15 protein-coding genes are annotated in these 13,126 nt (G+C 70.9%); 3 read left to right on the forward strand and 12 right to left on the reverse strand.

Translation table 11 applies throughout. From position 1 onward, the window contains the following. The first annotated feature begins 133 nt into the window (after positions 1-133). Together AB5J54_RS31150 and AB5J54_RS31155 are read left to right on the forward strand one after the other, a co-directional pair. Positions 134-688 (forward strand): DUF1697 domain-containing protein, encoded by a 555-nt coding sequence (locus AB5J54_RS31150; protein ID WP_369147232.1) that lies wholly within the window; start codon positions 134-136, stop codon positions 686-688. A gap of 74 nt (positions 689-762) precedes the next feature. Next, positions 763-1,392, forward strand: a complete 630-nt coding sequence (locus AB5J54_RS31155; RefSeq protein WP_369147233.1) for a DsbA family protein — start codon at positions 763-765, stop codon at positions 1,390-1,392. A 2-nt stretch (positions 1,393-1,394) separates the two neighbouring features. Here AB5J54_RS31155 and AB5J54_RS31160 read toward each other — a convergent pair whose 3' ends face one another. From AB5J54_RS31160 to AB5J54_RS31215, 12 genes are all read right to left on the reverse strand, one after another. Beyond that, entirely contained in the window at positions 1,395-2,150 is a 756-nt protein-coding gene (locus AB5J54_RS31160) for a sirohydrochlorin chelatase (RefSeq protein WP_369147234.1), read from the reverse strand. Between the two features lie 2 nt (positions 2,151-2,152). Beyond that, positions 2,153-3,037 carry an ABC transporter permease gene (locus tag AB5J54_RS31165; RefSeq protein ID WP_369147236.1) on the reverse strand — a complete coding sequence of 295 codons (885 nt, stop codon included), beginning with the start codon at positions 3,035-3,037 and terminating at the stop codon, positions 2,153-2,155. Beyond that, positions 3,024-3,818 carry an ABC transporter ATP-binding protein gene (locus AB5J54_RS31170; protein WP_369147237.1) on the reverse strand — a complete coding sequence of 265 codons (795 nt, stop codon included), beginning with the start codon at positions 3,816-3,818 and terminating at the stop codon, positions 3,024-3,026. The genes AB5J54_RS31165 and AB5J54_RS31170 overlap by 14 nt, the downstream gene beginning before the upstream one ends. Before the next feature lie 33 nt (positions 3,819-3,851). Beyond that, complete coding sequence (locus AB5J54_RS31175) at positions 3,852-4,970, reverse strand: aliphatic sulfonate ABC transporter substrate-binding protein (RefSeq protein WP_369147238.1); 1,119 nt, start codon at positions 4,968-4,970, stop codon at positions 3,852-3,854. 207 nt (positions 4,971-5,177) lie between these two features. Continuing rightward, positions 5,178-6,518, reverse strand: coding sequence for a sulfate adenylyltransferase subunit 1 (locus AB5J54_RS31180; protein WP_369147239.1), 1,341 nt, complete (start codon positions 6,516-6,518; stop codon positions 5,178-5,180). Then, positions 6,518-7,453: a sulfate adenylyltransferase subunit CysD gene (gene cysD, locus AB5J54_RS31185; RefSeq protein WP_369147240.1), complete on the reverse strand. Its 936-nt coding sequence runs from the start codon at positions 7,451-7,453 to the stop codon at positions 6,518-6,520. The genes AB5J54_RS31180 and cysD overlap by 1 nt, the downstream gene beginning before the upstream one ends. 88 nt (positions 7,454-7,541) lie before the next feature. Then, complete coding sequence (gene cysC / locus AB5J54_RS31190) at positions 7,542-8,108, reverse strand: adenylyl-sulfate kinase (RefSeq protein ID WP_369147241.1); 567 nt, start codon at positions 8,106-8,108, stop codon at positions 7,542-7,544. Further along, complete coding sequence (locus tag AB5J54_RS31195; protein WP_369147242.1) at positions 8,105-8,812, reverse strand: phosphoadenylyl-sulfate reductase; 708 nt, start codon at positions 8,810-8,812, stop codon at positions 8,105-8,107. The genes cysC and AB5J54_RS31195 overlap by 4 nt, the downstream gene beginning before the upstream one ends. Further along, a complete protein-coding gene (locus AB5J54_RS31200; RefSeq protein WP_369147243.1) occupies positions 8,809-8,988 on the reverse strand; it encodes a hypothetical protein in 180 nt (59 codons plus the stop codon). The genes AB5J54_RS31195 and AB5J54_RS31200 overlap by 4 nt, the downstream gene beginning before the upstream one ends. Before the next feature lie 88 nt (positions 8,989-9,076). After that, positions 9,077-10,774 (reverse strand): nitrite/sulfite reductase, encoded by a 1,698-nt coding sequence (locus AB5J54_RS31205; protein ID WP_369147244.1) that lies wholly within the window; start codon positions 10,772-10,774, stop codon positions 9,077-9,079. A gap of 136 nt (positions 10,775-10,910) precedes the next feature. After that, complete coding sequence (locus AB5J54_RS31210; protein WP_351188065.1) at positions 10,911-10,994, reverse strand: putative leader peptide; 84 nt, start codon at positions 10,992-10,994, stop codon at positions 10,911-10,913. A gap of 149 nt (positions 10,995-11,143) precedes the next feature. Beyond that, positions 11,144-11,713, reverse strand: coding sequence for a GNAT family N-acetyltransferase (locus AB5J54_RS31215; protein WP_369147245.1), 570 nt, complete (start codon positions 11,711-11,713; stop codon positions 11,144-11,146). A 246-nt stretch (positions 11,714-11,959) separates the two neighbouring features. Here AB5J54_RS31215 and AB5J54_RS31220 point away from each other — a divergent pair, with 246 nt between their 5' ends. Beyond that, positions 11,960-13,111 carry a hypothetical protein gene (locus AB5J54_RS31220; protein WP_369147246.1) on the forward strand — a complete coding sequence of 384 codons (1,152 nt, stop codon included), beginning with the start codon at positions 11,960-11,962 and terminating at the stop codon, positions 13,109-13,111. Positions 13,112-13,126: the final 15 nt, after the last annotated feature.

A 13,126-nucleotide genomic window follows, 5' to 3' on the forward strand; every position in this document is an offset into this window, starting at 1 on the left:
CGTGATTACGAAACCTTGTTGAATAAGTCACAGATGGGTGAAGGGTCTTCTCCGGAACTCCTCCATCCGACAGGGTTCGAACCGGCCACCGTGCCGCCCCCCACGCGGCACGGTGGCCGTCTAGATTGAGCCCATGACGAAGACCTACGCGGCCCTGCTCCGCGGCATCAACGTGAGCGGGCGCCGCAAGGTCCCCATGGCGGAACTCCGGAAGCTCCTCGAAGAGCTCGGACACACCGGCGTCCGCACCTACCTCCAGAGCGGGAACGCCGTCTTCACCACCGACTCCGGCGCCGGCGAGGACGAGCTCAGGGCCTCCCTCGAAGACGCGATCGAGGAGCGCTTCGGCTTCCGCGTCGACTGCCTCGTCCGCGACGGCGACTACCTCGCCGCCGTCGCCGACGCCTGCCCCTTCCCGGCCGCCGAACTGGAGGGCAAGCAGCTCCACGCCATCTACTACTCGGAGGCCGCCGACCCCGGGCGCTTCGCCGCGATCGACCGCGAGGCCTTCCTCCCCGAGGACTTCGCCCTCGGCGACCGCGTGCTCTACCTCTACGCCCCCGAAGGCCTCGGGAAGTCCAAGCTCGGCGAGGCGGTCTCCCGCCCGTCCGTGGTGAAGGGCCTCGTCGCCACCGGCCGGAACTGGAACACGGTGGTCAAGCTCGTCGAGATGACGCGCGGGGACTGACCCTGAAGTGGCCCAGTCGGAAGGGTGAGGAATGGCCCGTGATCACGGGCCAACTCCCCGCTAGATTCGATGTCATGACGAGCACCGAGCACACCGCTTCCCGCCCCACCGTCGACTTCTGGTTCGACCCCGCCTGCCCCTTCGCCTGGATCACCTCCCGCTGGATCCTGGAGGTCGAGCGCCACCGGGACATCGACCTCCGCTTCAAGGTCATGAGCCTGTACTTCCACAACGAGGGCAACGAACTCCCCGACTGGTACCGCGAGCTCGTCGACGCCTCCATCGGCCCGGTCCGGGTGGCGGCGGCCGCCGCCGAACAGCACGGCGAGGAGATCCTGCGCCCGCTCTACACCGCGTACGGCACCCGCATCCACGAGAAGAAGCAGAAGGACTTCGACGCGGTCATCGCCGAATCGCTCACCGAGCTCGGCCTCCCGCCGGAGCTGGCCGCCGCCGCGCACGACCCGGCCCACGACGAGGCGGTCCGCCGCAGCCACGACGCGGGCAAGGACCCCGAGGCGGAGGGGTACGTCGGCACCCCGACGATCCACGTGGACGGCACCGTCTGGTTCGGCCCGGTCCTGCGGGCGATCCCGCGCGGCGAGAAGGCGGCCGAACTCTTCGACAGCTTCCGGGTCCTCGCCTCCCACCCCGACCTCTTCGAGCTGAAGCGCACCCGCACGGGCGGGCTCGACTTCAGCTAGCGTCAGGCGGTCCTGGCGACCGGGCGCCGCGCCGCGTGGGCGCCGTCGTAGCGCTCCAGGAGCAGGCGGGCCAGTTCGGGGGAGGGGCCCAGGACGTCCGCCAGGACGTCGGCCTCGGCCGCGCCCGCCGCGATGCGGTCGGGGAGGCGGCCCGGGGCGATGACGTACGGCGCCACCGCCACCCGCCGGACGCCCGGCTCGGCGCGGAGCGCACGTACGGCGTCCTCCGTGCGCGGGAAGCCCCCGGCATTTACAGCGGAGGCGAACGCGGGCCGCACGGAGCACCAACCGGTGCGCCGCAGCTCCCGCGCCGTTTCTGCGATCACCGCGATCGCCTCCGGGTCTGTGGAGCCCGCCGAGGCCAGGACGACCCCGGTCGTGCTCTTGTCGCCGGGCCCGAGCCCGGCCTCGTACAACCGCCGCTCCACCGCCGCGATCAGCAGCGGCGAGGGACCGAGGACCTCCGCCTGGCGGATGTTCAGGGAGGGCGGCGCCTGGCGCAGTACGGCGGGGATGTCGGTCTTCGCGTGGAAGGCCCGGGTGAGGAGGAGCGGCAGGGCCACCACGTCCCGTACCCCGTCCGCGGCGAGCCGGTCGAGCACTCCCGGCACCGAGGGCAGGTTGAAGTCCAGGAACGCCGTCTCCACGCGCAGCCCCGGCCGCAGCGCACCGGCCCGGCGCACCAGCGCCTGGACGGTCGCCGCGTGCCGCGGATCGCGGCTGCCGTGGGCGACGACGAGGAGCACGGAGCGGTTCATGGTCAGGCCTTCGTGAGCAGACCGCGGCGGCGGAGGACCGCGCGCTCCAGCGGGCTGAAGATGAGCAGGTCGATGGCGATGCCGACGATCAGGATCAGGATGATCGCCAGGAAGATCCCGGCCATGTCGATGTTGTTGCGGCCGTTCTCCAGGAGCTGGCCGAGGCCGAGGCCCAGGTCCGGCGAGGAGGCGATGATCTCCGCGGCCATCAGCGAGCGCCAGGAGAACGCCCAGCCCTGCTTGAGGCCCGCGAGGTAGCCGGGGAGCGCGGCCGGCATCACGATGTGCCAGGCGCCCTTGAGCCCCGTCGCGCCGAGCGTCTGGCCGGCCCGCAGGAAGAGCGGCGGGACCTGGTCGACGCCGGCCACCAGGCCGTTGGCGATCGAGGGGACGGCGCCGAGCAGGATCACCGCGTACATCATGCTGTCGTTGAGGCCGAGCCACAGGACGGCCGGCGCGACCCAGGCCACCGAGGGCAGCGACTGGAGTCCCGCGAGGATCGGGCCGATCGCCGCACGCACGAACTTCACGCGGGAGACGAGCAGGCCCAGCGGGGTGCCGATGGCGAGCGCCAGGAGGAAGCCGAACAGGGCGCGGGAGACGCTGGTCCACAGGACCTGGAGGAGCGTGCCCTCCAGCCACATGGTGGTCAGGCTGTCCCAGACGGCGGACGGCGCGGGCAGCTTGTACTCGTCGGTGACCTTCAGGGACACCAGGAGCTGCCACGCGACCAGGACGAGGACGATGGCGACGACCGGCGGAAGCACCTTCTTGACCAGCACCTCGCGGACCGGGGTCCGCGAGACGTTCACGGTGTCGAGGGCGTCGAGACCGGCTTCGAGGCCGGCGAGGTCGTCGGTGTTCGGGCTGATGTCAGTGCTGGCCATGACGGCGGATCTCCCCACGCAGGTGCTCGGTGATCTCGAGGGACAGCTCCGCGACGGCGGCGTCCTCGATGCGGCGCGGCTGAGGGATGTCGATGGTCCACTCGTGCGCGATCCGGCCGGGCCGGGACGAGAGGAGGACGACACGCTCGGCGAGGCGTACGGCCTCGCGCACGTTGTGGGTGACGAAGAGCACCGACAGCTTCGTCTCCCGCCAGATCCGGGTCAGCTCGTCGTGCAGCACGTCCCGGGTGATGGCGTCGAGCGCGGCGAACGGCTCGTCCATCAGGAGCAGGTCGCTGTCCTGGGCGAGCGCGCGGGCCAGCGCGACGCGCTGGCGCATGCCGCCGGACAGCTCGTGGACCCGCTTGTCGTACGAGCCGCCGAGCCGGACGAGGGTCAGGAGGCGCTCGGCCTCCTCGCGCCGCTCGGCCTTGGGCACCCCGCGCAGCCGCAGGGCCAGTTCGATGTTCTTGCCCGCGGTGAGCCACGGGAAGAGGGCGTGCTCCTGGAACATCAGGGCCGGCCGGCCGCCGGGGGTCTCGATGGACCCCGCGGACGGCCGGTCGAGCCCGGCGACCAGGTTGAGCAGCGTGGACTTGCCGCAGCCCGAGGCGCCCAGGAGGGTGACGAACTCGCCGGGGGCGACATCGAGCGAGATGTCGTCGAGGACGAGCTGCCCGCCGGCGGGTCCGCCGAAGGACTTGGAGACATGCTCGATGCGGGCGGCATGGGTCACCGCCGCACGGTCCTCGGCCTTGGCGAGCGTCGTGGTCGTGGCCATGGTCGTCACCTCCTGGGGATCAGCTGCGGGCTGTTACTTCGCGCCGAGACCGGCGTCGGAGACCTCGGGCTGACCCGCGGCCTTCAGGACCTTGTTGAGCGGCTTCAGGTCGTAGATGCCGGACAGCTCGGGCTGCTTCAGGAGACCGGCCTTCACCGCGTGGTCGGCCTGGGCCTGGAGGGTGGCCGCCAGCGGGTCGTTGGTGAAGGCGATGGACGGCCACGCGGCGTCGATGACCTTGGCACCGAGCGCCTTGCCCGAGAGGGCCTTCAGCTTGGCGTTGGCCGAGGCCTTCGCCTTGTCCTGGTTGGCGTTGATCCACTCGTTGGTCTTCACCGAACCGCGCAGGAACGCCTCGACGACGTCCGGGTGCTCCTTCAGGAACTTCTGCGACACGATGATGTTCGTGATGACGAACTTCTTGTCCGGCCACAGGTCGGACTCGTCGAGCAGCACCTTCGCGCCGTCGCTGACCAGCTTCGACGCGGTCGGCTCGGGCACCCAGGCGCCGTCGATGGCGCCGGAGGCGTAGGCGTTCGGGGTGACCTTGTTGTCCGTGCGGACCACGGAGACGTCGCCCTTGCCGCTCTGGGCGTCGACCTTCCAGCCCTTCTCGGAGATCCAGTTGAGGAAGGCCACGTCCTGCGTGTTGCCGAGCTGCGGGGTGGCGATCTTCTTGCCCTTGAGGTCGTCCAGGGTCTTGATCTTCGCCGGGTTCACCACGAGCTTCACGCCACCGGAGGCGGCGCCGCCGACGATGCGGAGGTTGGTGCCCTTGGTCTTGACGTAGCCGTTGATGGACGGCGAGGGGCCGATGAAGCCGATGTCGATGGAGCCGGCGTTCAGCGCCTCGATCTCGGACGGGCCCGCGTTGAAGGTGGTGGGAACCAGCTTGGTGCCGCCCAGCTCCTTCTGGAGGATGCCCTCCTGGTCACCGACGAGGGCGGTGGCGTGCGTGAGGTTGGGGAAGTACCCGAGCCGTACGGTGTCGGCGGAGAGCTTCTCGCCCTCGGCGGCCACCTTCTTCGTGGAGTCGTCGTCGTTCTTGGACTCGGAGCCGTAGCCGCAGGAGGCGAGAGCGCCGATCAGCAGCGGCAGGGCGGCGGCGGCGGCCAGGCCGCGGCGCAGGGTGGTACGGGTGGTGGCAGGCACGGGTGGTGTTCCCCTCGGTTCAACTTCTCAGCGAAGTCTGCGTCTATGTCGTTCGGGGTGGAGCGGGTGGAGCCGTGTCGCACCGCTGGCGCGGCGCATCGAGGTCAGCACGCACATCGCGCGACACCTCCCATGCCCGCACCGAGGGCGCCGGAGCCGACCCGGCCGCCCTCCTTCGCGAAGGTGGCGTAGACGTTCTGGCTCATCTCAGAAATCCCACCCTTCTTCCTCGTCGACCGCGGCGACGGCCTTGGTCGTGGCGAAGGACTCGCCCGCCATGCCGGCCGCGAGCGTGGTGCCGTCCGCGGGGTCGATCAGCAGGAACGATCCCGTACGGCGGGAGTCCGCGTACGCGTCGAGCGCGAGCGGCTCGGCGGTGCGGACCACGACCCGGCCGATGTCGTTGGCGACCAGCTGACCCGGGTTCGGGTGCTGGGACAGGTCGTCGAGGGTCAGCCGCGAGGGGATGTCCTTGACGATCGCCTTGACCGTGCGCGTGGTGTGCTTGAGCAGGACCCGCTGGCCGACGGCGAGCGGCTGGTCCGCCACGTGGCAGACGGTCGCCTCGACGTCCTGGCTGGTGGCCGGGGCGTCGCCGCTCGGGGCGAGCAGGTCGCCGCGCGAGATGTCGATGTCGTCGGCGAGCCGGATCGTCACCGACTGCGGGGCCCAGGCGATGTCCACGGACTCGCCCAGCGCGTCGATGCCGGTGATCGTCGACTTCCTGCCCGACGGCAGGACGGTGATCTCCTCGCCGACGCGGAAGGCACCGGCGGCGATCTGACCGGCGTAGCCCCGGTAGTCGGGGTGCTCGGCGGTCTGCGGGCGGATCACGTACTGCACGGGGAACCGGGCGTGGCAGGCCGTCAGGTCGTGGCTGACCGGGACGGTCTCCAGGTGCTCCAGGACCGTCGGGCCGCCGTACCAGTCCATGTTCGCGGACGGCTCCACGACGTTGTCGCCGGCGAGCGCCGAGATCGGGATCGCGGTGATCTCCGGGACGCCGAGCTCGGAGGCGTACGTCGTGAACTCCTCGGCGATCGCGGCGAAGACGGGCTCCTGGTAGTCGACCAGGTCCATCTTGTTCACGGCGAGGACCACGTGCGGGACGCGGAGCAGGGCGGCGACGGCCGCGTGCCGGCGGGTCTGCTCGACGACGCCGTTGCGGGCGTCGACGAGGACCACGGCCAGCTCGGCGGTGGAGGCGCCGGTGACCATGTTCCGGGTGTACTGCACGTGCCCGGGGGTGTCGGCGAGGATGAAGCGCCGGCGCGGGGTCGCGAAGTAGCGGTAGGCCACGTCGATCGTGATGCCCTGCTCGCGCTCGGCCCGCAGACCGTCGGTGAGCAGCGCCAGGTCGGGCGCCTCCTGGCCGCGGGAGCGCGAGGCGTGCTCCACGGCCTCCAGCTGGTCCGTGAGGACCGACTTGGAGTCGTGCAGGAGACGGCCCACCAGGGTGGACTTGCCGTCGTCGACGGAGCCGGCGGTGGCGAAACGCAGCAGGGTGGTGGCCGAGACGTCGGCGAACTGCTCGGTGGACGTGCTCATTAGAAGTACCCTTCGCGCTTGCGGTCTTCCATCGCGGCCTCGGACATCTTGTCGTCGGCGCGGGTCGCGCCCCGCTCGGTGAGGCGGGAGGCGGCGATCTCGGCGATGACGGCGTCCAGCGTGGTGGCGTCGGAGTCGACGGCACCCGTGCAGGACATGTCGCCGACGGTGCGGTAGCGGATGAGCCGCTTCTCGACCGTCTCGGTGTCCTTGGGGCCGCCCCACTCGCCGGCGGTCAGCCACATGCCGTTGCGGGCGAAGACCTCACGCTCGTGGGCGAAGTAGATCTCCGGCAGCTCGATGCCCTCACGGGCGATGTACTGCCAGACGTCCAGCTCGGTCCAGTTGGAGAGCGGGAAGACCCGGACGTGCTCGCCGGGGGCGTGCCGGCCGTTGTAGAGCTGCCACAGCTCGGGGCGCTGCCGGCGCGGGTCCCACTGCGAGAACTCGTCGCGCAGCGAGAACACCCGCTCCTTGGCGCGGGCCTTCTCCTCGTCGCGGCGGCCGCCGCCGAAGACGGCGTCGAAGCGGTGCTGCTGGATCGCCTCGGTCAGCGGGACGGTCTGCAGCGGGTTGCGGGTGCCGTCGGGGCGCTCGCGGAGCTTGCCGGCGTCGATGTACTCCTGCACCGAGGCCACGTGCAGCCGCAGCCCGTGCTGGGCGACGACGCGGTCGCGGTACTCGATGACCTCGGGGAAGTTGTGCCCCGTGTCGACGTGGAGGAGCGTGAAGGGGACCGGCGCCGGGGCGAAGGCCTTCAGCGCCAGGTGCAGCATGACGATGGAGTCCTTGCCGCCGGAGAAGAGGATCACCGGCCGCTCGAACTCGCCCGCCACCTCACGGAAGATGTGGACGGCCTCGGACTCCAGGGAGTCGAGGTGCGACAGCGCGAACGGACTGTCCGTGGTGTCGTGAGCATGGGCGACGGTGGTCACAGTGCCTCCTCGTTCGCTTCTCCGCCCGTGCGGCGCAGAGGTGCGGCTTTCGTTGTTGTCTGCGACCCGGCGGCCGCGCGTGCGTCGCTCACAACAGCCCCCTCTCGGTGAGCAGCGCGTGCAGCTGCGCCGCGGACTCCTGCACGGTCTGGTTCTGGGACTCGATCCGCAGATCGGGGTTCTCGGGCGCCTCGTACGGGTCGTCGACGCCGGTGAGGCCGGAGATCTCGCCGGCGGCCTGCTTGGCGTAGAGGCCCTTCACGTCGCGGACGGAGCAGACCTCCACGGGGGTGGCCACGTGCACCTCGACGAAGGCGGTGCCCTCGGCCTGGTGGCGCTTGCGGACCGCCTCGCGGCTGTCGTTGTACGGGGCGATGACCGGGACCAGGACCTTCACGCCGTGCGAGGCGAGCAGCTCGGCGACGAAGCCGATCCGCTGCACGTTGGTGTGCCGGTCCTCGCGGGTGAAGCCGAGGCCCGCCGAGAGGAACTCGCGGATCTCGTCGCCGTCGAGGATCTCCACGGCGTGGCCCTCCTCGCGGAGGCGGCCGGCCAGCTCGTACGCGATGGTGGTCTTTCCGGCGCTCGGCAGGCCGGTGAGCCAGATGGTGGCACCGGTCACGTGGTTCTCCTGGGGTGTCTGAGTGTCCGTCATCCGTGCAGCCCGCATTCGGTCTTGGCGCGTCCGGCCCAGCGGCCGGCCCGGGCGTCCTCGCCCTCCAGGACGCGGCGGGTGCAGGGCGCGCAGCCGACGGAGGCGTATCCGTCCATGAGGAGCGGGTTGGTGAGGACACCGTGCTCCGTGACGTACGCGTCGACGTCGTCCTGCGTCCAGCGGGCGATGGGGGAGACCTTGACCTTCTGCCGCTTCTCGTCCCAGCCGACGACCGGGGTGTTCGCCCGGGTGGGGGACTCGTCGCGGCGCAGGCCGGTGGCCCACGCGCCGTAGGCGGTGAGGCCCTCCTCCAGCGGCTTGACCTTGCGCAGCGCGCAGCACAGGTCGGGGTCGCGGTCGTGGAGCTTCGGACCGTACTCGGCGTCCTGCTCGGCCACCGTCTGACGCGGGGTCAGGGTGATGACGTTGACGTCCATGACGGCGTCCACGGCGTCGCGGGTGCCGATGGTCTCCTCGAAGTGGTAGCCCGTGTCGAGGAAGACGACGTCCACGCCGGGCTTGACCCGGGAGGCCAGGTGGGCGACGACCGCGTCCTCCATGGAGGAGGTGACGCAGAAGCCGTCGCCGAAGGTGTCCACGGCCCAGCGGAGGATCTCCAGGGCGGAGGCGTCCTCCAGATCACGGCCGGCCTGCTCGGCGAGTGCCTTGAGGTCGGCCGCGGTCGTGTCCTGAGTGACCGTCATATGTCTTTCCTCCCAGTGGTGTTGTCCGAAGTCGCCGGGGCGAGGAGCCCCAGGAACTTCAGCTGGAAGGCTCGACTGCACGCGGCGCATTCCCATGCGCCATGGCCCTGCTCGTTGGGACGCAGGTCCTCGTCCCCGCAGTAGGGGCAGTGGAACGGTGCGGCGCGCTCGCTCACAGTGCCTCCTTGTTCGCTTCTCCGCCCACGCGGCGCAGAGGTGCGGCCTTCGTCGTCGGCTGCGGCCCGGCGACCGCGCGTGCGTCGCTCACGACAGCGCCTCCTCGGAGGCCCGGGCCGCCCAGGTCGCGAAGCGCTCGCCGGTCTCGCGCTCCGCCTGGAAGCGCTTGAGGACCCGCTCCACGTAGTCCGGGAGCTCGGCCGCCGTGACCTTGAGGCCGCGGACCTTGCGGCCGAAGCCGGCCTCAAGACCGAGCGCGCCGCCCAGGTGCACCTGGTAGCCCTCGACGCGGTTGCCCTCGTCGTCCAGGACCAGCTGGCCCTTGAGGCCGATGTCCGCGACCTGGATGCGGGCGCAGGCGTTCGGGCAGCCGTTGATGTTGATCGTCAGCGGCTCGTCGAACTCCGGGATGCGGCGCTCCAGTTCGTCGATGAGCGAGGAGCCGCGGCCCTTCGTCTCGACGATCGCGAGCTTGCAGAACTCGATGCCGGTGCAGGCCATCGTGCCGCGCCGGAACGGCGAGGGGGTGACGCGCAGGTCCAGCGCCTCCAGGGCGGAGACGATCGAGTCGACCTGCGCCTCCTCGACGTCGAGGACGAGCATCTTCTGCTCGGCGGTGGTGCGGACCCGGCCGGAGCCGTGCGCCTCGGCGACCGCGGCGATCTTCGTCAGGGTGGCGCCGTCGACCCGGCCGACGCGCGGCGCGAAACCGACGTAGAACTTGCCGTCCTTCTGCCGGTGGACGCCGACGTGGTCGCGCCAGCGGCCCGCGGGCTGCTCGGGGGCGGGACCGTCCGTCAGCTTGCGCTTCAGGTACTCGTCCTCCAGGACCTGGCGGAACTTCTCCGGGCCCCAGTCGGCGACGAGGAACTTCAGGCGGGCGCGGTTGCGCAGCCGGCGGTAGCCGTAGTCGCGGAAGATCGAGATGACGCCCTCGTAGACGTCGGGGACCTCGGCGAGGGAGACCCAGGTGCCGAGGCGGACCCCGAGCTTGGGGTTGGTCGACAGACCGCCACCGACCCACACGTCGAAGCCGGGGCCGTGCTCCGGGTGCTCCACGCCGACGAAGGCGATGTCGTTGATCTCGTGCGCCACGTCGAGCAGCGGCGAGCCGGAGACCGCGGACTTGAACTTCCGGGGCAGGTTGGAGAAGTCCTTGTTGCCGACGATGCGGCGGTAGATCTCCTCGATGGCGGGGGTGCCGTCGATGATCTCGTCCGCGGCGATGCCGGCGACCGGCGAGCCGAGGATGACACGCGGGGTGTCGCCGCAGGCCTCGGTGGTGGACAGGCCGACCGCCTCCAGGCGGTTCCAGATCTCGGGGACGTCCTCGATGCGGATCCAGTGGTACTGGACGTTCTGCCGGTCCGTGATGTCGGCGGTGCCGCGGGCGAACTCCTCGGAGATCTCGCCGATGACACGCAGCTGCTCGGTGGTCAGACGGCCGCCGTCGATGCGGACGCGGAGCATGAAGTACTCGTCGTCCAGCTCCTCCGGCTCCAGAACGCCCGTCTTGGTGCCGTCCAGACCCTGCTTGCGCTGGGTGTAGAGGCCCCACCAGCGCATGCGTCCGCGCAGGTCGTTGGGGTCGATGGAGTCGAAGCCGCGCTTCGAGTAGACCGTCTCAATACGTGTCCGCACATTGAGACCGTCGTCGTCCTTCTTGAACTGCTCATTGCCGTTCAGGGGGGTGAAGTGCCCCACGGCCCACTGACCCTCGCCACGGTGGCGCCCGACCTTGCGGCGGGCGGCGGCGGGAGTGGGGTTTTCCGGAGTGGCGGCCATGGCGTTTCGTCCTTCGGGACTGCGAGAGGGCGGCTCTGACCTGCACACTCGCGCTCAGGTCAGAGGGTGGCGCGTCAGTGCGCAGCAGGGTGGGGCAGAGTCGGGAATGAAAGAATGCGCGGCGGTGCTGGTTCTCTCAGCGCGCCGAACAGATGGCGCTGGACATGCGGCCGAGGTCGACGTGCCGCCGACTCACCAAGGCAATTCCAGTTCCAGACATGACGGAAGCGTGTCACGGGACTTTGGACCCAGTCCAGCATCGTCCAGGATTTGGACATAGTCGTCTCGCAGATCAAGACGGTGTGGTGTGGGTCACGCAAAAGGGGCCCTGAGCAGGGCCCCTTCACATGGATCGGTCTTCCGTACGGCTCAGGCGTACGCGCCCGGCCACGGGCCGGGGGTCTCCGCCTCCTCGGCCTCCTCGACCTTGGTGTCGAAGAGCCGGAAGCCGCGGCGCTCGTAGTTGGCCATGGCGTGCGGCCCGTCGAGCGAGCAGGTGTGCAGCCAGACCCGCTTCGTGGCCTCCCGCTCGGGCCAGCGCTCCGCCAGGTCCCAGGCGCGCGCCGCCCCGTAGGAGAGCAGGTGGCCGCCGATCCGACGGCCCCGGAAGGCCGGGATCAGGCCGAAGTAGACGATCTCCACCACGCCGTCGTCCTGCGGGTCCAGCTCCACGTACCCGGCCGGCGTCCCCTTGTCGTACGCCACCCAGATCTCGGCGCCCGGCTTCTCCACGATCTCCTGCCACTGCTTGTACGTCAGCGACAGCCGGTCCGACCAGCGGATGTCGCCGCCGACCGCCGTGTAGAGGAAGCGGCTGAACTCCGCCGAGGGCACCTCGGCGCGCCGGATCACCACGTCGTCGCCCTCCGGCGGGGTGGCGGGACGGAGGTCGGACGGTGAGGTCTGTTCGAGGGACCAGGTGGTGAGAGTGATGCTCATAGGGTCATCGCATCATGCGGAGCGCAGGATTCCCACCCTGTTCGGTACCGGCGGACAGACTGTCCGCCATGCGGACAAGGGTGCCCCCGCGCTCCGGCGAGGAGGTGTCCCCCCGGGCCCCGGCACCTGTCCGCCGAGGCGCATGACCTCAGAGGTAATCGACCCCCGCACCGCCCTCCCGGCAGGGTGAGCGCACCGGGGCGGCACACGGCCGCACCCGGTGATCGACGACATGAGGGGTACGACATGGGTACGGGTCGGCGTGGTCTGGCGGGCATCGCGATGGCGACGGCGATCGTCGCGGGAGCGGCGGTCACCGTGACGACGGCGGAGGCGGTGCCGGGCGGGGCGGCCACCATCGCGCGGGGCGACTGCCCGGCGGCGCGGGAGAAGGTCGAGCGGCTGGAGGGCCGCATCACCCCCAATGCCTGCGCCTTCATGGAGAGGCAGATCACGTTCGGCGAGATGCCGACCGGCACGCCGCCCGCGTACGGCGACCTCGCCCACCCCCGGGTCCGTGCCTACCTCGACATCTTCGACCCCGAGGCCACGCTCTGGGAGGCGGGGAGCGCCGCGCAGCGCGGTCGCACCGCGATCGGCACCTCCATCACCGGCTCCCTGGGCCTCGCGCCCAGCCTCAGCTACCGGGGCACGGACGTGGTCGCCGACGGCAGCACCGTGATGTTCGGGCAGTGGAACGAGGTCACCCTCAAGGGCCGCACCGTCGCCTATCCGCAGATCGCGCGGAACGTCCTCGGCGACGAGGGACGCACCCTCCAGGCCCGCCGCTACTACGACCGGGCGGTCCTCTTCCGCGACACCCTGCCGGAGGCGGCGCCCACCCCGCTCTTCGCGGGCATCACGGACAGGGGAGCGCCGGGGGACGGCGAGCGGTCCCGGGCCGGTCTCCCTGCCGAGGCCGGTCTCCCTGCCGAGGCCGGTCTCGCGGCCCAGGCCGGTGTCCCCGCCGAGGCCGGTCTCCCCGCCCAGGTCGGCTTCCGGGCCCGGGCCGAAGAGGTTCCGGAGCGGCTCGCCGCCTGGAACGCCGGGGACACCGACGCCCTCCTCGCCCGCACCCGCGGTGCGCGGCTCGGCGGACCCGGACTGGCCGCCCCGCTCGTCTCCGAGGCCGGCAAGCGCGCCTACCTGGAGCGCCTCTTCGCCACCGCCGACCTCGACCTCAGGGCGGGCCAGGTCGCCGTCGGCGAGACCACCACCTACGTGGAGTGGCACGGGACCGCCTCCGTGCGCGACGGCGACAAGCTCCGTACCGGCATCCCCTTCGGGATCGTGGAGCGCTTCGGCCCCGGCGGGGAGTGGGAGCTGTACTTCGACACCCTGCCGCTGGTCGCGACCCAGGCCGAGATCGGCACCCTCTTCCAGAAGCTCGCCTCCTAGGCGGATCAGGCGGAT

This window comes from Streptomyces sp. R44 (assembly GCF_041053105.1).
Classification (GTDB): Bacteria; Actinomycetota; Actinomycetes; order Streptomycetales; family Streptomycetaceae; genus Streptomyces.

What these genes read in the sequence shown, in the direction of transcription:
- AB5J54_RS31150 (WP_369147232.1), top strand. Translation starts at nt 134, where the DNA reads ATGACGAAGACCTACGCGGCCCTGCTCCGCGGCATCAACGTGAGCGGG.
- AB5J54_RS31155 (WP_369147233.1), top strand. Translation starts at nt 763, where the DNA reads ATGACGAGCACCGAGCACACCGCTTCCCGCCCCACCGTCGACTTCTGG.
- AB5J54_RS31160 (WP_369147234.1), bottom strand. Translation starts at nt 2,150, where the DNA reads ATGAACCGCTCCGTGCTCCTCGTCGTCGCCCACGGCAGCCGCGATCCG.
- AB5J54_RS31165 (WP_369147236.1), bottom strand. Translation starts at nt 3,037, where the DNA reads ATGGCCAGCACTGACATCAGCCCGAACACCGACGACCTCGCCGGCCTC.
- AB5J54_RS31170 (WP_369147237.1), bottom strand. Translation starts at nt 3,818, where the DNA reads ATGGCCACGACCACGACGCTCGCCAAGGCCGAGGACCGTGCGGCGGTG.
- AB5J54_RS31180 (WP_369147239.1), bottom strand. Translation starts at nt 6,518, where the DNA reads ATGAGCACGTCCACCGAGCAGTTCGCCGACGTCTCGGCCACCACCCTG.
- cysC (WP_369147241.1), bottom strand. Translation starts at nt 8,108, where the DNA reads ATGACGGACACTCAGACACCCCAGGAGAACCACGTGACCGGTGCCACC.
- AB5J54_RS31195 (WP_369147242.1), bottom strand. Translation starts at nt 8,812, where the DNA reads ATGACGGTCACTCAGGACACGACCGCGGCCGACCTCAAGGCACTCGCC.
- AB5J54_RS31205 (WP_369147244.1), bottom strand. Translation starts at nt 10,774, where the DNA reads ATGGCCGCCACTCCGGAAAACCCCACTCCCGCCGCCGCCCGCCGCAAG.
- AB5J54_RS31210 (WP_351188065.1), bottom strand. Translation starts at nt 10,994, where the DNA reads ATGTCTGGAACTGGAATTGCCTTGGTGAGTCGGCGGCACGTCGACCTC.
- AB5J54_RS31215 (WP_369147245.1), bottom strand. Translation starts at nt 11,713, where the DNA reads ATGAGCATCACTCTCACCACCTGGTCCCTCGAACAGACCTCACCGTCC.
- AB5J54_RS31220 (WP_369147246.1), top strand. Translation starts at nt 11,960, where the DNA reads ATGGGTACGGGTCGGCGTGGTCTGGCGGGCATCGCGATGGCGACGGCG.